This window comes from Alteromonas sp. AWJ4_197, from assembly GCF_056160285.1.
The window spans coordinates 303,107-320,066 of the sequence record NZ_JBSWWW010000004.1 but is presented as its reverse complement, the minus strand read 5'-3'; the positions used below and the strand labels follow the sequence as shown (position 1 = coordinate 320,066).

Below are 16,960 nucleotides of genomic sequence, written 5' to 3'. Positions count from 1 at the left end.
CTGATTGACGCAGTCTTCATTCATGATTAAGAGTAATGTGTAACTTAGCGTCAACCGTCGTCTTCAGACTTATCCGGCGGTGATAACAGGAGTAGTGATGAGTTTACTGGAAAATAAGCGGGTGCTGGTGGTGGAAGATACCACTATTGCGGCAACGTATCTGGCCCGCGAACTTACTCATATGGGCGCTGAAGTCGTCGGGCTTGCCCGCTCAGAGTCGCAGGCCATTGATATGGCTGAGGAACTCGAACCTGAACTTATTCTGATGGACATCCATCTGGCCGATGGTGGAAGTGGTATTGAAGCCGCGCGGATCATCGCCAGCAAAATTGTTGCGCCATTGATTTATACGACGTCGTTTTCTGACGACACTACATTGAGTCAGGCACTGGAAACGTCGCCATATGGCTACATTGTTAAACCCTTCGATACTAAAACATTGAAAGTCAGTTGTGAAACTGCGTTAAAGCGGTTTGAACTGGAACAGAAAATCGTATTCAACACGGTGCTGCCAGAAATTCAGCGCGAAACTGCGGCGCCTGTCAGTCGCGGTGAGGTTTTAACAAATGAAACAGAGAAGAGGCACCGACTTTCTGACGTGATCTTTGATCAGTTATCCGAAGGTGTCGCTATTATTGATGATGCCTTTATAGTCACAGAGGCAAACCGTTCACTGGCAACCTTGCTGACCGGTGATGTGTCTACCCTGAAAGGGCAGGACATTACCCGATATGGTTTTAACCATGATCTCTTTTCACGTTGTGATGAATTGGCACAGTCTGATCGTGTATACCGTCATAAATTATCACTGCGAAACGGCACGGAAGCGATGTTTCCCGCTTTTATTACCCTGTCATGCCTGGATGGCGGAACGGACAGGCAGCAATACATCCTTACGGTTTCTGACATATCAGATTTGTCCCGTGCAGAGCGTAAGCTTGAGGAGCTGGCGTTCCGGGACCCGCTCACCGGAACGGGTAACCGCAATTATATGAAGCTGTTGCTGGATGAGGTGAAATTTTCGCGCTGCATCCAGTCTCTGATTTTTATTGATTTGGATGGTTTTAAGCAAATTAATGACCGCTACGGTCATGATATTGGCGATGCGTTGCTGGTAACCTGCGCTCAACGCCTGCAGTCTGAACTGAGAAACACAGATACATTAATCCGCCATGGTGGCGATGAATTTGTTGTGCTTGTTCAGGACAACGCTGACATATTAGCGCTGACACAAAAAATGCTGGTGTCTCTGGCCAAACCTTATCATTGTCACAGTGTGCCACTTTCTGTCACTGCCAGTATTGGTGTCGCTGATTTTGATATACAGGACAGCACAGAAGATTTGCTGAAACACGCTGATATCGCTATGTATGAGGCGAAAAAGCAGGGTAAGAACCAGACTGTGGTTTATTCCTCTGACCACGAAACGGCTATTGAATACCGTTTGCTGGTGGAAGAGAGTTTGCTGGCTGCTATTAAAAATCAGGATTTATACGCCAGTTTTCAGCCTATTGTTGACCGTGAAGGCAAAGTTGTCGCTCTTGAAGCCCTTTGCCGCTGGCGGGGGAAAGATGTAAAAGACATGCAGCCGGATACGTTCATTCCTGTGGCCGAAGAAACGGGTTTGATCAATCCCTTAGGCTTAAAAATGTTGAGGGAAGTATGCATTGCAAGCGGAATGCTTGAAGCACAGGACTTAAGTCACATCAGGATCCACATTAACGTGTCGTTATTGCAGCTCAGTTCAACAGCGCTGGTGGATCAGTTTGTCACCTACTTTGCGGATTTCAATGTATCGCCGTCATCCGTGGTGATCGAGATTTCAGAGCGGGCTATAGTCGATGCCGGCGCTAAGCGTATTATCCGCGCGCTGGAAGATTATGGGTTTACTGTGGCGCTGGATGATTTCGGACATGGTCTTGTGGCCTTATCCGAATTAACGGATAACCGGGCGTCGGTGATAAAATTCGACGGTACCTGGCTTGTCAGACTGGAAGATGAACCAATGCGATTACTGGCGGCGTCGCTGGTGGATTTAAATAAGCGTTTGGGTAAATCAGTTATCTTTGAAGGCATCGAGTCTCCCGCACAGGCCGAATTCGCCAGAGAGGTTGGAGCAGATTTATTCCAGGGCTTTTTATATGCCCGGCCAAAGTCTCTGACGGAAATCCTCAGAATGATTGCGCCTGAAGAGGCACGTGTTGCCTACTAAAGTGGTTATTCTAAAGGATTGATAGCTGCCAATGATTGCTGCGGAGTTATTGTCGTATTTTGAATGCGGGGATAGCCGAAGCAATCGGGGCAGGGCATATCATGTAACGCTTTGAACAATGCCTGCTCATAGCCGGTAGATATTGAAAATGTGCAGAATGACGGGTTGGTTTCCATCATAAACAAACAAAAATCTACCACAGGCTCATGATGAGTTAAGTAATTTTGCAGTTCTTTAACGCAGACCAGTGCTGTGTTTATCAGTGTCTGAAACTGTAAATCAATATCGGAAAACGCATTTTCAGTGATGTCCAGCCAGGGAAACTGCACCGTAATGGTTTTCTGCGATGGTGCGCCGGCAGGGAGTGAAGCCCGGTAAAAAATGAAAGCTCTTTCATTGAATGAGATACGGTGTAATGTCAGAAAGTCATCGGGCAGTAATGAACAAAACAGACTGTCTGGTGCTGTTATTTCCATGTTTCTTTGTCTTACCGGTATTCGTCTTCTAAGTTTTGCTGGGCCACGTACATGGAGATAGGAAATTTATCATAAATATTGTTGTCATCTCCATGCATAGAATGAACAACAAACAAGTTGTTTACCGGCACGCCGTTTGAACCGGCAAAAACATTAATAAATTCTTTTACAAGTACGTGACTGTTAATTGTGGTCTCGTCTGTGATCTGCCTGGCCAGATCATTGATCCGGTCCAGGCATCCCATGAATTCGTCCAGTAACGAAACCAGCTCTATGCTTCGTGGTGTTTCTTTCAAAACCGACGCTCTGAAATCCATGGGACCACCAAGAAAGTCACGGTCGATATACGCTTTGATTTCGTAGCGGCGGGCAGCGTCAGGTGAGTCAGATACAGGTTGCCCGCTTATTTCAATTTCGTGGACGCTGATCCCGTAATAAGACACATAGTCGTACAAACTGTCTACAAACCGGTAGGCGAAAGAGCGCTGATATTCAATTTCCATGCGCCGGGTGAGCCTGTTAATTTCGGAGCGGTCCTGGATGCAGGCCTGCACATGCCGTTTGATTTGTGCCGTGAACGTCCGGCCACTAAGAATATAATTATTCACCGCGGCGTTAAGGCGTGTCTTTGCGTCAATTAAGTGCTCAGGGTGAGCATTATCGAGATAGGCAGTCCCCACGGCTTTGAGCGCTTCTGTAATCAGGCCGTAATTAGTTCTGACCAGTTTAAATTTATGCCGGATAGCATAAGCTGAAGATAGACGTTTTCTTGCCCGTTTTAACTCCCGGAATTGCTCCTCATCAAGAGGCATTGAGGCTGCATGTGCCGGCGAAAGGATACAATAGGATGAGCTCATCAATACGTTACTCAGTTAACGCAGTCTTTAATCACGATTATGGAGATTAGCACGGAAAGGCGGGAGTTTATATTAGTTTCCCGGTCTCTCTGTGGGTATAATCCGCCGGAAATTATTTATGTGAGAAAATTATGTTCCCGGATACCATATCTGAAACTTTACCTGAAATTGTACAAAGCCAGGCTGCATCCTTGTCACCGGAAGAACGTACCGCGTTGTTTCTTCAGTACTCTACCAAAGCACAGTCAGTGTGGCTGGTAAAAGGAGAGGAAGGCTTCGTGATGTTCGAAAATGACGGTGCGGTGGTGTTGCCCGTATGGCCCCATAAAGATTTGATCAATACATGGGAAGTGGCAGCACACACCACATTAACAGCGGAAAATGTGGCGCTGGACACGTTCATGGAAACCTGGCTGCCCGGCATGGCTGCTAACAATACCCATGTGTGTGTTTTCCCGCTTACCAGTGACGATGCCGGCATTATCATGACAGCTTCTGAACTGGCAGACAGCCTGCAAGAAGAGGCAAAATAAAATGACCCTGCCGCCGCTTGCCGTCGGGGTCAGTGAGGCCCGTGGTTGGGATAATGTTATGCGCCACATTATGCTGGCAGGCAAGCATTTACCGGTGTTGCCAGAATCTTTACGCTCTGCCGGCAACAAAATTACCGGTTGTCAGAGTAATGTGTGGCTGGACGTAAATACTGAAGACGGCGCCTCACCATTTCTGGCATGGTCTGATTCAAAGGTGATCAGAGGCTTGTTGGCGGTAATGCTTGAAAAAGCCGCATTAAGCGGACCGCTGACCGTTGCTGAATGGCAGGAATTCTTGCAGCAGGCAGGTCTTGAACGCTATCTCAGTGAGTCACGCACCAGTGGTTTGCGCTATGTCATTGCCGCGCTTGCTGATCTTAAATGACACGATTGTCCCGGATGCGTTCTAACACGCCGTTAAAACAATCAATATCCGGCTCGTTAACATCGCACTGAAAGGGCAGTTGCCGCGAAATGCGTTTTACCTGTTCAGTGTCATCTACATAACTGTATACACAGGCATGTGTGAACAGAATTTCCGTCCATGCGGAAGGTAACGGTGAAGAGGAGCGGATAAATGCATCAATGTAAGGCAATAAGTCGTATTCAGCCTCAGCAGACAAGCTGGCGATATATTTCACTGCGTCGTTGGCTTCATCTTTTAAACCGTACGCCCGTCCGTACTGGATGGAACTGACAGCTTCAGCCACTCCCTGACAAAAATATACATTGTCATCTTCCTGTGCACTGGCAGAGCAGGACAACAGGATAAGTAGTAAGGTGCTTATCAGTGTTTTCATTCATCTTTCCTGAGAGGCTGACAAGTTAAGCATAGCAACTATTGCCCGTGATGTTTATTTTTTGCCTCTATCCATTGTGACATAAATTGTGATGCCCGCAGTGACTGGTGCCATACCATCGCCTGTAAAAACCACTTTTGGCGATCGGCGTGAAGGCGGTTGCGGCGGGCATTAACTTCATCAAGAAGCATACGCTGGTGTTTTACTGAGTCAAAATGACTGGCCGCAAAACGTTTGCCATCTTCTGATGCTTTTAACCATAGATTTTCATCAGTATATAGCGTGACAGCAGATTCAACAAAGTCTTCGTTGGTATGTGTAACCATACCGGGCCAGGTTTCCTGCTCACCAATCCCTTCTGCACCGGTTGTTGTGGTTACAGAGGGCGTACCGCATTGCATGGCTTTCACCAGTTTTCCTTTTACGCCCGCGCCAAATCTTACGGGGGCCAGCATTATCCGGTGAGATGCAATGGTTTCATCTGCGTTCTCAGCCCATCCCCTGACGTGGAATCCTCTGGCCGGATTATGTAAAGCCATAGCCTTTTTAGGAGGATATGCGCCGTATATATTCAGGTTAATGCCCGGCAGGCGCTTTCTGACAGCCGGCCAGATCTGTTGTAGTTGAAGTACCGCATCCCAGTTCGGGGCATGCCGGAAATTCCCGATAAAAACAAAATCTGAGCGGGCATGGAAGTCGGGCAGAGGTGTCCGGCACCCGGTCGTAAGCAGCGGCAGGTGCAGCAATTGCTCCCGGGGGATCGGGAAATTGCTTTGCAGCCAGTTCAACTCCTGGTCAGAAATGATCAGCGTCAGATCACTGCGCAGAATGGCGGCCACTTCCCTGATAGTCATCTCACTGAATGTGCCGGGAAAATTGTCTGATTTGTGGCCGCTTTTAACCTGCTCGTGACGCTGATGTCTGAGGCTGTGCATGTCTTCCGTATTTAAAATGCGCATGGCGTCCGGGCAAGCGCCGCGCACTCTTGCACTGAACTGCTCTTCAGTCATAAAGCGGTCGAACACCACCACATCCGGCGAAATAGCGGCAATACGCTCATCGAAACTGCTGCAATTCAGTGCCACACTTTCTGTCGTCAACCCGTCTAAATTCAAATCGGCGCAATGCTCAGACGCATTGGCGGCAGTCATAAATACTACCCGCCAGCCATCACTCAGGAAGCCGGTGATAATACCCATCATGTTCTGTCCCGCTGCTGAAGAGTCAGGCTCAGGCCACACAAAACCGATAATCACAGCCACAGGCCGGGAAGATGAAATCGCAGTGCTCACAAGGTGTTCCGCTATCAAAAGACGGTATGTTACCAGACTCGGGGCAGGGTATGCATTTTAAGACTTATGTATCTGGTCATTCGTCGTCTCTTTTATACCTTTACGTTAAACTTCAAATAATTCCCGGGCCCGTATTATTTAAGGCCTTAAACTGAAAAAGTGTGGCATGTTACGATTTCCTGGCCTATACATGTAAACAGCGAGCTGAAAAAAGGAACGCCTGCTGAACAAGGTCTACAGGATATTGCCGGAGTATTGTTGTGATGAATGCACAAGATATTGCAGAAAAAGCGAGTGGGGTGTTTGTACTGCCTGATGCAGTGACCCGGTTAAAAGAGTGTATGGATGACAACGCAGCCAGCATTGATGATATTGCTGAAATCATTGCTTTTGACCCGGGGCTTACCAGCCAAATGCTGAAAGTCGCTAACAGTGCGCTGTACCGCTTCCCCAATAAAATTGAAACCATCAGCCGTGCACTGCAAGTCATCGGAACACGATCAGCCTACGACCTTGCGCTAGCTTACGGTATTACCCACGCATTCAGTGATATCAACGCCAAAGTTATCGATTTGGACAAATTCTGGGAGCAGAGCGTCAGTTGCGGCTTGCTGGCAAAATATTTTGCTGAAAACAAACGTATCCGCGAACCTGAGAAACTGTTTGTGTGCGGTTTGCTGCATAACATCGGAGAGCTGGTGATAGCATCAGAGATGCCTCAGGAAGCGAAACGATGCCTGGCTTTCAATGCCAGAGTCAGTCCCGCTGAATTGCAAAAAGCCATTCTCGGCTTTACCTATGCTGAATTGTCGTCTGCACTGGTGCAGTGCTGGGGGATCCCTGAATCTATCTATCGTCCGGTATCGTTGATCCACGACGTCGACAGCGGAGTGGACGATTCCGATACCCTTATTCTGCAACTCAGTTACGTGCTGGCTCTGGATAACGTAAATCCTGAGGTGTATCCGAGCTATCACAACCTTTCGCCGGAGCTGCACGACAGACTGGCGTTGAAGCGGGAAGACCTGGAAGATGCGCTGGATATCACAAACCTGCAGTGTATCAGTGTGATGTCACTGTTTAATCCGAACTCATTTATTCTGTACTGACCGCCGGTTTTCTCCGGCGGCTTCCGTCTGCTAATCAAATACCGCCACTGTTTGCCTGCTAAGGGCAACAACATCATTATGACTGTTCCAGATGGTCGCTTCTGTGTGACCGTATCCGTCTGCAGCCTGACGGGTATGTACCTTATATGCGAACCAGTCTGTACCACTGACTTCGTGATGAGGATGAATAAATTCAAGATTCCAGCTCACAGTACTTGCCGGTGCAGGCCATCGCAGCATCTGCAGCAAAGTAGGTGGCCAGGCATCGATCATAGTGATCAAATGTGCATCACTGATGCTTTGAGGCGCTTTCTTAAAACGCATGAAACCATGGTAATGGCTGCCTGATTTTCCTGTGAAAGGCATACCACCATCGTCGATAGCCAAATCAAAATGCTGGAAAAATTTAGGCGTGACCTTAGGTATTTGCGGGATAAATTTTGCCTTTTGTGGCCACGGCATTTCGTGGGTTTCAACATTGTCTACCCGAATTTTTGAGGTCCGTGCCATGCCGAAGCATGCTTGTACAAACACACATGTCTGACCGTTTTGTATAATCTGACCCGTGTACTGGGATACGTTTTTTCCGGTTCGCAGGCAGGTGACCAGAATAGTAAAGGGCTCGTTAAGTAATAAAGGGCCGACAAAGTTAGTGGTGTAAGAGCGTAAAACACGGTCATCATGAACCTGTGTTGAAATGGCCTGATAGGCCATGCCGGCGGAGATGCCGCCAAATGCAGTGCGGCCCTGAGCCCAGTCCTTTGGTATGATTAATGGTTCACTCTGCCATTGATTTTCGGCGATAGCAGACATTCCCGGTACAGCAAGTAATTCATCTACGTGCATAATTCTTCTGGTCGGATGAGTTTTGTTGTATCCTAGCAGAGTTTTTACACTTCGCCAATTTAACGGTTTCATGAAGAGTCCGGACGACTTATGACAACAATTCATTTTGCCCATGCCAACGGGTTCCCGGCAGCAACATACAATACCCTGTTTTCAGCTTTACCGGCAGACTGGAACGTGCTGGCAAATCCTCTGTTTGGCCACAAGCCAGAATTTCCTGTAGCCGGTAACTGGCAAAAACAGGTTGATGAACTTGTCTGGTATCTGGATTCGCAGGAGCAATTCCGCCCTGTCTGGCTTGCCGGTCATTCATTCGGGGCTATGCTGTCTTATATGACCGCATGCCGTTATCCGCAAAGAGTAAAGGGGGTAATTATGCTGGATCCCCCGATGGTGTACGGGGCTAAACAATGGCTGGTGCGCGGGGCGAAGAAACTTAAATTGATGGATAGAATCACGCCGTCACGGCTTGCGAAAATTCGCCGGACGCACTGGCATAAGGATGATGATCTGGAAGGATACTTTGCCGGTAAAGCTCTGTTCAGAAATATGGATAAACGCTGTATCCGGGATTATGTGGCCGCCGGCACGGTGAAGGACGGAGAAAACCGCAGACTGACTTTTGACAGACAGGTAGAAGCCGAGATCTTCCGTCATTTTCCCCATAATCTGCACCAATTTTCAGGCAAATTGCAGTGCCCGGGGCTGATGGTTGCCGGTTCCGGATCAGATGTGGCAAAACCGTCAGACAGAGCCAGATTCGTTAAAGACAATGCTCTGGAATTCCGGATGTTCGATGGTGGTCATATGTTCCCCCTCGAACAACCGGAAAAAGTCGCTGAAATCATTACAACCACGATTCAGCGCTGGCAGGCGGGCTAACCCCCTAAACCACCAACAGGCATGCCCAGCATTTCGCGGGTTACCAGTACAACACCTTTATCAGACACACGGAAACCCCGGGCGCGGTCTGCCTCATGGTCGTAGCCGATAACAGTGCCTTCGGGCACCACACAACCCCGGTCAATGACGACTTTCTTCAGCCGGCAGTTACGCATAACTTCAACATCAGGCAGGATCACCGCTTCTTCAATGGTGCTGTAAGAGTGCAACCTGACATTTGAGAAGCACAGACTTCTGCGCAGCGTTGAACCGGAAATAATACAACCGCCTGACACGACGGAATTAATGGCTTCACCCCGTCTGCCGTCTTCATCCCAGACGAATTTCGCAGGGGGCAATTGCTCCTGGTACGTCCAGATTGGCCATAAACGATCGTACAGATTCAGTTGCGGCACCGGCGCAACCATTTCCATGTTGGCTTCCCAGAAAGAGTCAATAGTACCCACATCGCGCCAGTAAGCCTGCTCATCACCGGATGTTTCAAACGGGTAGGCAATTACCGTATGGTCTTTAATGATAGAAGGGATAATGTCTTTACCGAAATCACGTTGAGAGCCTTGTTTTTCAGCATCACGACGCAATTGCTCGAACAAAAACTCTGTATCGAAAATATAATTACCCATAGATGCCAGACAGCGAGTGCTGTCACCGGGCAGAGGAGTAGGGTGTTCAGGTTTTTCTTCAAAGCCCAGAATACGCATATTTTCGTCAACCGACATAACGCCAAATGCCCCGGCAGCTTCCTGAACCGGTACCGACATACAGGACACCGTCATTTTTGCGCCGCTTTCAACGTGGCGGGCAATCATCGGGCCGTAGTCCATACGATAAATATGGTCTCCGGAAAGGATCATCACATATTTGGGTAACTCATCGCGGATAATATCGATGTTCTGGAAAACTGCATCTGCAGTCCCTTCATACCAGCTATCGGAAAAACGCTGGGATGCTGGTAGAATCTCGACGGATTCGCCAAGTTCTTTTTTAAAGTGTCCCCAGCCCCGCACCAGGTGGCGGATGAGTGAGTGGGATTTGTACTGCGTTACCACACCAATCCGGCGGATACCGGAATTAACACAATTAGATAACGGAAAATCGATAATGCGAAATTTGCCGCCAAAATAAAGGGCAGGTTTTGCCCGCCAGGTAGTCAGTTCATGCAGTCTTGACCCCTTGCCGCCGGCAAGAATCAGCGCGTAAGTGTCCCGGGTCAAATTACTGATATAGCGTGAACTGTTATCAGCCATGTTGGTTCTCCATTTTATCAGCACGTTACGGCTGTGCCTGAAAGACAAAAGCAAAAAGTAACATTTGGACAACACTGTCACAAATGATTAACTCCATATTACACAAGATAAAACTTAACGCCAGATAAGGATTTTTATGCCGGCTAAATTAACCAGAACCCCGGTGATTTTCGATCACGACGGCGGTATCGACGATTTATTATCTCTGATGCTTTTACTGACAATGGACCATGTGGATCTGTTGGGTGTGACGATTACCCCGGCAGATTGCTATCCGGATGATGCACTGTTAAGTACCTTAAAAATTTTAACGCTTACCGGTAACGGGCATGTGCCGGTAGCCACCGGCAACATCCCGGGGCCAAATCCGTTTCCTCCTGAATGGCGGGCTCAACCGAGGGTTTGTCACAGCATGCCGGAAATGCTGCGGACACAGGAAATCACAGATAATGTGCAATCTGTCGCGGCTGATATCTGGATTGAGGAAACGTTAAAGCAGGCAGAATCACCGGTAACGGTGCTGATGACAGGGCCGTGTACGAACTTATCTGCAGTTTTGTCTCGCCAGCCAGCTTTACAATCCGCTGTCAAAGAAGTGATTTGGATGGGTGGTGCCATTGATGTGAAAGGAAATGTGGCAATGCACGACCACAATGGTACCGCAGAATGGAATGCTTACTGGGATCCCTGTGCCACCCGTACGTTAATTCAAAGTGGCGTTAATGTGTGCCTGGTTCCTCTGGACGCCACCAATGCGCTCCCGGTTGACCGGGCGTTCCTGGTCCAGCTTGCGCAATCACGCACCCCGGTGGCGGATCTGGCCGGGCAGTTCTGGGCCGCAACGGTCACTGCAATCCCATCTTACGAATTTACCTATTTCTTGTGGGACATACTGGCGACGTCCATCGCCGGATTACCAAAAACGGCTTTTTCAAAGACGTCAGGGTATGTTAACGCATCTGTATCGACCCCTGATGCAGGACGCATTTTCAGATGTGAAGAAAGTGAAGGGCACAAAGTAAACTGGATTGACCGGGTTGACGCAGATGCCGTCAGAAAATATGTCGTTCAGCAATTTTCCGGGACGTTTGACACATTTCCTGCTGCAAATGTTAATTAAGTGTTATATATTTTGAGTGAATATCAACACGGAGATTGAAAATGGCGTGGCTGAAAAAAACGCTGGTGACAATAATAGTGCTCATTTTCGTGCTGACAGGCATCGGGTTTCTGTTACCTTCAGATTATCATGTCGAACGCAAAATCATGATCAATGCCGCGGCTGAAGACATTTATCCCAATGTGGTTAATTTAAAGGCATGGCCCCAGTGGGCAGTGTGGTTTATGCGTGACCCTGCGATGCAGGTTTCGTTCAGCGGCCCTGACCGGGCCATCGGCATGCAAACGGCCTGGCTCAGTGAAACTCAGGGCGACGGCGAGATGGAGATTACCGGTTTGCAACATAACCGCGTGATGACCTACCGGCTCTATTTTCCTGATTACGAAATGGGGTCGACCGGTGAATTTACACTGGAGTCTGTTGAAGGAGGCACGCTGGTTACCTGGAGCGACAGCGGGGATATGGGCATGAACCCGGTAAACAGGTATATGGGATTGATGATGGATGGCATGATCGGACCTGACTTTGAACTGGGGCTCGAAAACCTGAAAACCGTTGTGGAAAATCAGAGTTAGTCCGGAAACCTGAGTATATAAACTGATCCGACAACCGGAAGAATGGCGTTCATGGCGGTCATTACATGCGATATAGTGAATGTTACGACCGCCACGGAGTCTTACTGCGTTGTACCCGAAAAATAAAATCCTCGTCATCGCCTCACTGGCTGCTAACAAACTGGCGGATTTGCTGATATCCGCTAAAACAACGCTGCCTGCATTACTTTTGTCATTGTCTGCGCCTGTATGGATGATTAGCTGGCTGGTACCTGTGAGAGAATCCGGTGCTTTACTTCCACAGGCATTTATCGGTGTTTTACTGCGGCGTTATCCTGCAAGGCATCAGGTATGGCGTGCCGGCATGATCGTGCAGGCGCTTTCTGTGACCGCAATGCTACTCAGTGCGCTGTATCTCGAAGGCGTCGTGGCCGGTTCGGTGGTACTGGGCAGCCTGATACTGTTGAGCCTTGGACGGGCTGCCTGCTCACTGACCATGAAAGACATCCAGGCGGACGTCGCTGATAAAGGAGAGCGGGGCGATTTACTGGGGATAGCTTCCACTGTGTCAGGTGTACTGACACTTTGTCTTGCTGTACCGCTAATTTATTTCAAATCAGCACTGGGACAAACCGTTGTTCTGATGATTATTGCACTGGCTCTTGCCGGGTTTGTCGCAGCGTTGTTCATTCTGTTGCCGGTGAAAACCCGGGTCAGTGTCGAAAACAATCAACAGGACAGCTCCGGTTTTTCTTTTTCTCAGTTTGATAGTGTGGTGTACCGTTTCATCGCAGTCAGAGGCCTCTTTGTACATTCAGCGTTAGTCGCGCCGTTTTTTATGCTGGAAGGCGATGCTGACAGTCAGTCGCTGTTACCGATTTATCTGGCTGCTCAGGCTGCTGCAACCATGCTGTCCTCGCTGGTTTGGGGCAGGGTGGCAGATAAAAGTGCCAGACTCACCCTTCAACTGGCAGGAATACTGGCTGTCCTTGCCTGTGCTGGTCTGCTCATGTTCAGCATTGACAGTCTGTGGTGGCCAGCCGGCCTATTTTTTTTGCTATCCATTGCCCACACCGGTGTGCGTACAGGCCGGAAAACCTACAGTCTGGATGTGAAGGAGGGGCAGCAACGCACGGAACTGGTGGCCTTCTCGAATACCGCGATTGGTATTATTTTGCTGTTATTCGGGGCCGCATATGCTGCACTGGGAGAGGTCTTGCCTTTCAGTGTCGTTTACATCATGGCCGGTTTTCTGATTGCCGGTGTAGTGACGACACTGATTTTACCGCAGGAAAAAGCGCCGGACTGAGTCATAGTTCCGGCACTTCAGAATGTAGTGCTGCTGCAACTTTGCTTTGTGCTTTTCTGTTGACGATAAGGCTTACAGCGCGACTTGCTTTCAGCAATGCGGTCATATCGACGCCGGTATCAATGCCCATGCCATTGAGCATATACAGTACGTCTTCTGTAGCAACATTGCCGCTGGCGCCTTTGGCATAGGGACATCCCCCCAGCCCCGCAACGGCACTGTCAATGATACTGACACCCTGCTGCAGAGCCACAAGTATGTTTGCCAGAGCCTGTCCGTAGGTGTCATGAAAATGCACTGCCAGTTGTGGCAGTGGTACTACCTCTTTAACTGCTTCCAGCATTGCTGCTGTTGCCAGCGGCGTACCGGTTCCGATGGTATCGCCAAGGGATATCTCATCACATCCCATTGCGATGAGTGCTGAAGCCAGCCGAGCTGCAGCAGCAGGAGCAATGTACCCTTCATAGGGACAACCCAGTACACAGGATACATAGCCCCTGACTTTTAACCCCTTTGCCTTCGCTTTGCTGACAACCGGTTCAAATCTGGCAAGACTTTCATCAATGCTACAGTTGATGTTTTTTTGTGAGAAGGATTCTGATGCTGAACCAAAAACAGCTACTTCTTTTACATTTGCCGCCAGCGCCCCATCCAGCCCCTTTTCGTTGGGAGTCAGCGCACTGTAGGTGACGCCGTTAACTTCAGGCAGTCCGGCAAACACCGCGGCGGTGTCTGCCATTTGCGGTACCCAGCGTGGGGAAACAAAGCTGCCTGCTTCAAGGCGTGTCAATCCGGCCTCAGTGAGCATACTAAGCAATGCTATTTTCTGTTCAGTGGTCACCGGTGCGGACTCATTTTGCAGTCCGTCTCTTATCCCCACCTCAACCAGCGTTACTTTGCGGGGGAGTTCATTCTTCATCAGGCGTAAACTCCAGCAAGACACTGCCGCCGTTAATCATGGTGCCCGGAGAGCAGAAAAGCGTTTCCAGCGTGCCATCGCAGGGCGCTTTGATACTGTGCTCCATTTTCATTGCTTCCATGATGACCAGAACGGTATCTTTTTTTACTTTAGTGCCGGTTTCAACAGGGCAGGCGACAATCGTGCCGTTCATCGGTGCAGTAAAGGTGTTTTCAGTGCCGCTTCCTTCATCAGAGCCTGTATCCGGTTGGATCTCATTAAAAATCAGGCTGCCTTGTTGCGTGAAGAGCGTACGGGTTTCTCCGTTCTCTGAAACGCGGATGGTTTGTAGATGATCGTTAATTTTTAACTGGAACGTGTCATTCAGCCATTTACCGTTTGCACGCAGTGCGTTGCCATCAATGGTAATCAGCCAGTCGTCGCTTTCCTGTTGAGGCCATCGGATGTCCACCGTGAAGTTGTCCGTTCCGGCAACAGCCAGTTGCAGTGTTTTCTGACAGGTTCCGTTCATCCGCCATGATAAGGATGTTTCCCAAGGGGATGTAACGGCAGTCTCTTCCCATGGCAACACGCAGATCAGTGCCATCATTGCCAATTGTTCGTCACTTACTTTTTTGCTTTGCTGTAACGACGCAGTGTGTTTGTCGATGAAAGTGGTTGTTAAGTTTGCTGCGATAAACTCAGGGTGAGTGGCCAGCCTGTGCAGATAATCCACATTGGTGGTTACTCCGGCAATATGATATTGCCGTAAAGCTGTCGCCAGACGTCTGAGTGCCCGTTCCCGGTTTTCATCCCACACAATCAATTTTGCGATCATCGGGTCGTAAAACACGGAGACTTCATCACCGCACCGGACACCGGTATCCACTCTGACATAACGGGACGGTTGCGGCGGAGTATGATCTTTGAGGATGCCGGTTTCCGGTAAAAAGCCGTTATCCGGATCTTCAGCGTAGAGACGGGCTTCAAAAGCATGGCCGTTTATCGTAAGTTCCTGCTGTTTTTTCGGCAGTACTTCACCCTGTGCGACCTTGATTTGCCATTCCACCAGATCTTCACCGGTGATCATTTCCGTCACAGGATGTTCAACCTGCAAACGGGTGTTCATCTCCATGAAATAAAAACTGTCATCTTCATCAAGGAGAAACTCCACTGTGCCGGCACCTTCATAGGCAATGGCTCTGGCTGCCTGCAGTGCCGCTTCACCCATCTGAGTGCGCAGTGCTTCCGTCATGCCGGGAGCGGGGGCTTCTTCAATGATTTTCTGATGACGGCGCTGTAAGGAACAGTCACGCTCAAACAGGTAAACACCATTGCCGTGCTGATCGCAAAACACCTGGAACTCCACATGACGGGGGCGGGTGAGGTATTTTTCCACCAGCATAATATCGTCACTGAAGCTGGCCATAGCCTCCCGTCTGGCAGCACTCAGAGCGTCAGCGAATTCTTCATCTTTCCAGACCTGTCGCATGCCCTTACCGCCACCACCGGCTGCGGCTTTCAATAATACCGGATAGCCCATTTCTCTGGCAGCCTGAAGTAATACTGCATCCATCTGGTCATCACCGTGATAGCCCGGGACCAGCGGAACACCGGCTTTTTCCATAATGGATTTGGCCGCTGATTTTGAACCCATCGCACGGATGGCCTCAGGCGGCGGACCAACGAAAATAATATTGTTGGCACGGCAGCTTTCGGCAAATGCTGCGTTTTCAGATAAAAAGCCGTAACCGGGATGGATGGCATCTGCACCGGTTTTCAGTGCAGTATCAATAATGACATCACCACGAAGGTAACTGTCTTTTGACGGGGCTTCGCCTATTTTTACCGCTTCATCAGCCATCGCAACATGCATGGCGTTTTCGTCGGCAGAGGAATAAACCGCCACCGTTGCTATGCCAAGTTTATTAACGGAGCGGATAACACGGCAGGCAATTTCACCGCGATTCGCAATCAGAAGTTTATTAATCATTACTGCTCTCCTGCCACTGCGCCGGGCGCTTTTCCAAAAAAGCGGTTAACCCTTCCTGACCTTCATCAGATACGCGGATATCCGCGATTTCCTGACTGGTTTCCTGCATCAGGTTTTCGTCTACAGGGCGGAATGCCACATTGCGCACCAGAGCTTTAGCTCTGGCCATGGCCACGGGACCATTTTTAAGCAATTGAGAAACGAGAGTTTCTACCGTGTCATCCAGTTCGTCTTCGGTGACCACTTCACTGAGCAGGCCCAGTCGTCTGGCACGGCGGGCTGAAAATACTTCTGCGGTCTGGAAATAACGGCGGCATACACGGGCACCCATCGCTTCAATGACATAAGGGCTGATGGTGGCAGGTATAAGACCAATCCGGACCTCACTTAAGCAAAACTTGCTGAGTTTGGTACCCACGGCCATGTCACAACAGGCAATCAGACCTATTGCGCCACCGAAGGCTGCACCCTGAACTCTGGCAATAACCGGTTTTGGTAAGGTATTCAGTTTGTTAAGCAAACTGGCAAGGGCGAAAGCATCCTGCTGATTTTCCTCTACAGAATAACCAGCCATTTTTTTCATCCAGCCGGCATCTGCACCGGCACTGAAAGATTTACCTTCAGCCCGCAGGATCAAAACACGAACGTAATTGTCCTGAGCGGCGGTGTCTAAGTAATGAGATAACGCTGCAATAATGGTGTCATCAAACGCATTGTGCTTTTCCGGCCGGTTCAGTGTAATGCTGGCAACGCCGCGCTCATCAATATGGTACGTCACGAAATCGGTTACAGGTTCCATGATCCGGACTCC

17 protein-coding genes are annotated in these 16,960 nt (G+C 49.2%); 8 read left to right on the top strand and 9 right to left on the bottom strand.

Annotated elements, in window-relative coordinates:
- The first annotated feature begins 97 nt into the window (after positions 1 to 97).
- Positions 98 to 2,212 carry a two-component system response regulator gene (locus ACXAGC_RS10665; protein ID WP_474844370.1) on the top strand — a complete coding sequence of 705 codons (2,115 nt, stop codon included), beginning with the start codon at positions 98 to 100 and terminating at the stop codon, positions 2,210 to 2,212.
- Positions 2,213 to 2,217: 5 nt separating this feature from the next.
- On the opposite strand, the gene ACXAGC_RS10660 is transcribed toward ACXAGC_RS10665, so the two are convergent.
- On the bottom strand, positions 2,218 to 2,688 hold the full coding sequence (locus ACXAGC_RS10660) for a hypothetical protein (protein WP_474844369.1): 471 nt from the start codon (positions 2,686 to 2,688) through the stop codon (positions 2,218 to 2,220).
- 11 nt (positions 2,689 to 2,699) lie between these two features.
- Positions 2,700 to 3,545, bottom strand: coding sequence for a hypothetical protein (locus ACXAGC_RS10655; protein ID WP_474844368.1), 846 nt, complete (start codon positions 3,543 to 3,545; stop codon positions 2,700 to 2,702).
- A 131-nt stretch (positions 3,546 to 3,676) separates the two neighbouring features.
- Here ACXAGC_RS10655 and ACXAGC_RS10650 point away from each other — a divergent pair, with 131 nt between their 5' ends.
- Positions 3,677 to 4,078 (top strand): DUF2750 domain-containing protein, encoded by a 402-nt coding sequence (locus ACXAGC_RS10650; RefSeq protein ID WP_474844367.1) that lies wholly within the window; start codon positions 3,677 to 3,679, stop codon positions 4,076 to 4,078.
- Position 4,079: 1 nt separating this feature from the next.
- The gene (locus ACXAGC_RS10645) at positions 4,080 to 4,463 is read left to right on the top strand and encodes a SufE family protein (RefSeq protein ID WP_474844366.1); all 384 of its coding nucleotides are present in this window, start codon (positions 4,080 to 4,082) and stop codon (positions 4,461 to 4,463) included.
- On the opposite strand, the gene ACXAGC_RS10640 is transcribed toward ACXAGC_RS10645, so the two are convergent.
- A complete protein-coding gene (locus ACXAGC_RS10640; RefSeq protein WP_474844365.1) occupies positions 4,456 to 4,878 on the bottom strand; it encodes a hypothetical protein in 423 nt (140 codons plus the stop codon). The genes ACXAGC_RS10645 and ACXAGC_RS10640 overlap by 8 nt on opposite strands.
- Positions 4,879 to 4,916: 38 nt before the next feature.
- Positions 4,917 to 6,170, bottom strand: coding sequence for a glycosyltransferase (locus ACXAGC_RS10635; protein WP_474844364.1), 1,254 nt, complete (start codon positions 6,168 to 6,170; stop codon positions 4,917 to 4,919).
- Between the two features lie 263 nt (positions 6,171 to 6,433).
- Between ACXAGC_RS10635 and ACXAGC_RS10630 the strand changes: the two genes are divergently transcribed.
- Complete coding sequence (locus ACXAGC_RS10630; protein ID WP_119501574.1) at positions 6,434 to 7,279, top strand: HDOD domain-containing protein; 846 nt, start codon at positions 6,434 to 6,436, stop codon at positions 7,277 to 7,279.
- A gap of 30 nt (positions 7,280 to 7,309) precedes the next feature.
- On the opposite strand, the gene ACXAGC_RS10625 is transcribed toward ACXAGC_RS10630, so the two are convergent.
- Complete coding sequence (locus tag ACXAGC_RS10625) at positions 7,310 to 8,125, bottom strand: acyl-CoA thioesterase (protein ID WP_474844530.1); 816 nt, start codon at positions 8,123 to 8,125, stop codon at positions 7,310 to 7,312.
- A 90-nt stretch (positions 8,126 to 8,215) separates the two neighbouring features.
- On the opposite strand from ACXAGC_RS10625, the gene ACXAGC_RS10620 reads away from it, so the two are divergent.
- The gene (locus ACXAGC_RS10620; protein WP_474844363.1) at positions 8,216 to 9,007 is read left to right on the top strand and encodes an alpha/beta fold hydrolase; all 792 of its coding nucleotides are present in this window, start codon (positions 8,216 to 8,218) and stop codon (positions 9,005 to 9,007) included.
- On the opposite strand, the gene glgC is transcribed toward ACXAGC_RS10620, so the two are convergent.
- On the bottom strand, positions 9,004 to 10,275 hold the full coding sequence (gene glgC, locus ACXAGC_RS10615) for a glucose-1-phosphate adenylyltransferase (protein ID WP_119501571.1): 1,272 nt from the start codon (positions 10,273 to 10,275) through the stop codon (positions 9,004 to 9,006). The two genes, ACXAGC_RS10620 and glgC, sit on opposite strands and share 4 nt — an antisense overlap.
- Before the next feature lie 136 nt (positions 10,276 to 10,411).
- On the opposite strand from glgC, the gene ACXAGC_RS10610 reads away from it, so the two are divergent.
- The 3 genes from ACXAGC_RS10610 to ACXAGC_RS10600 all read left to right on the top strand — a co-directional run bounded on the left by ACXAGC_RS10610 (position 10,412) and on the right by ACXAGC_RS10600 (position 13,258).
- Positions 10,412 to 11,395: a nucleoside hydrolase gene (locus tag ACXAGC_RS10610; protein ID WP_474844362.1), complete on the top strand. Its 984-nt coding sequence runs from the start codon at positions 10,412 to 10,414 to the stop codon at positions 11,393 to 11,395.
- A gap of 41 nt (positions 11,396 to 11,436) precedes the next feature.
- Entirely contained in the window at positions 11,437 to 11,970 is a 534-nt protein-coding gene (locus tag ACXAGC_RS10605; RefSeq protein ID WP_119501569.1) for an SRPBCC family protein, read from the top strand.
- A gap of 79 nt (positions 11,971 to 12,049) precedes the next feature.
- Complete coding sequence (locus ACXAGC_RS10600) at positions 12,050 to 13,258, top strand: MFS transporter (protein WP_474844361.1); 1,209 nt, start codon at positions 12,050 to 12,052, stop codon at positions 13,256 to 13,258.
- Position 13,259: 1 nt separating this feature from the next.
- On the opposite strand, the gene ACXAGC_RS10595 is transcribed toward ACXAGC_RS10600, so the two are convergent.
- From ACXAGC_RS10595 to ACXAGC_RS10585, 3 genes are read right to left on the bottom strand one after another with little or no spacing between them, the layout of a single operon-like run.
- Positions 13,260 to 14,177 (bottom strand): hydroxymethylglutaryl-CoA lyase, encoded by a 918-nt coding sequence (locus ACXAGC_RS10595; protein ID WP_474844360.1) that lies wholly within the window; start codon positions 14,175 to 14,177, stop codon positions 13,260 to 13,262.
- The gene (locus tag ACXAGC_RS10590; RefSeq protein ID WP_474844359.1) at positions 14,167 to 16,149 is read right to left on the bottom strand and encodes an acetyl/propionyl/methylcrotonyl-CoA carboxylase subunit alpha; all 1,983 of its coding nucleotides are present in this window, start codon (positions 16,147 to 16,149) and stop codon (positions 14,167 to 14,169) included. Before ACXAGC_RS10590 ends, ACXAGC_RS10595 begins: the two co-directional genes overlap by 11 nt.
- Entirely contained in the window at positions 16,142 to 16,948 is an 807-nt protein-coding gene (locus tag ACXAGC_RS10585) for an enoyl-CoA hydratase/isomerase family protein (RefSeq protein WP_474844358.1), read from the bottom strand. The genes ACXAGC_RS10590 and ACXAGC_RS10585 overlap by 8 nt, the downstream gene beginning before the upstream one ends.
- Between the last annotated feature and the right edge of the window lie 12 nt (positions 16,949 to 16,960).

Coding starts and splice junctions, on each gene's coding strand:
- ACXAGC_RS10665 (WP_474844370.1), top strand. CDS start 98: ATGAGTTTACTGGAAAATAAGCGGGTGCTGGTGGTGGAAGATACCACT.
- ACXAGC_RS10660 (WP_474844369.1), bottom strand. CDS start 2,688: ATGGAAATAACAGCACCAGACAGTCTGTTTTGTTCATTACTGCCCGAT.
- ACXAGC_RS10655 (WP_474844368.1), bottom strand. CDS start 3,545: ATGAGCTCATCCTATTGTATCCTTTCGCCGGCACATGCAGCCTCAATG.
- ACXAGC_RS10650 (WP_474844367.1), top strand. CDS start 3,677: ATGTTCCCGGATACCATATCTGAAACTTTACCTGAAATTGTACAAAGC.
- ACXAGC_RS10645 (WP_474844366.1), top strand. CDS start 4,080: ATGACCCTGCCGCCGCTTGCCGTCGGGGTCAGTGAGGCCCGTGGTTGG.
- ACXAGC_RS10640 (WP_474844365.1), bottom strand. CDS start 4,878: ATGAAAACACTGATAAGCACCTTACTACTTATCCTGTTGTCCTGCTCT.
- ACXAGC_RS10630 (WP_119501574.1), top strand. CDS start 6,434: ATGAATGCACAAGATATTGCAGAAAAAGCGAGTGGGGTGTTTGTACTG.
- ACXAGC_RS10625 (WP_474844530.1), bottom strand. CDS start 8,125: ATGCACGTAGATGAATTACTTGCTGTACCGGGAATGTCTGCTATCGCC.
- ACXAGC_RS10620 (WP_474844363.1), top strand. CDS start 8,216: ATGACAACAATTCATTTTGCCCATGCCAACGGGTTCCCGGCAGCAACA.
- glgC (WP_119501571.1), bottom strand. CDS start 10,275: ATGGCTGATAACAGTTCACGCTATATCAGTAATTTGACCCGGGACACT.
- ACXAGC_RS10610 (WP_474844362.1), top strand. CDS start 10,412: ATGCCGGCTAAATTAACCAGAACCCCGGTGATTTTCGATCACGACGGC.
- ACXAGC_RS10605 (WP_119501569.1), top strand. CDS start 11,437: ATGGCGTGGCTGAAAAAAACGCTGGTGACAATAATAGTGCTCATTTTC.
- ACXAGC_RS10600 (WP_474844361.1), top strand. CDS start 12,050: ATGTTACGACCGCCACGGAGTCTTACTGCGTTGTACCCGAAAAATAAA.
- ACXAGC_RS10595 (WP_474844360.1), bottom strand. CDS start 14,177: ATGAAGAATGAACTCCCCCGCAAAGTAACGCTGGTTGAGGTGGGGATA.
- ACXAGC_RS10590 (WP_474844359.1), bottom strand. CDS start 16,149: ATGATTAATAAACTTCTGATTGCGAATCGCGGTGAAATTGCCTGCCGT.
- ACXAGC_RS10585 (WP_474844358.1), bottom strand. CDS start 16,948: ATGGAACCTGTAACCGATTTCGTGACGTACCATATTGATGAGCGCGGC.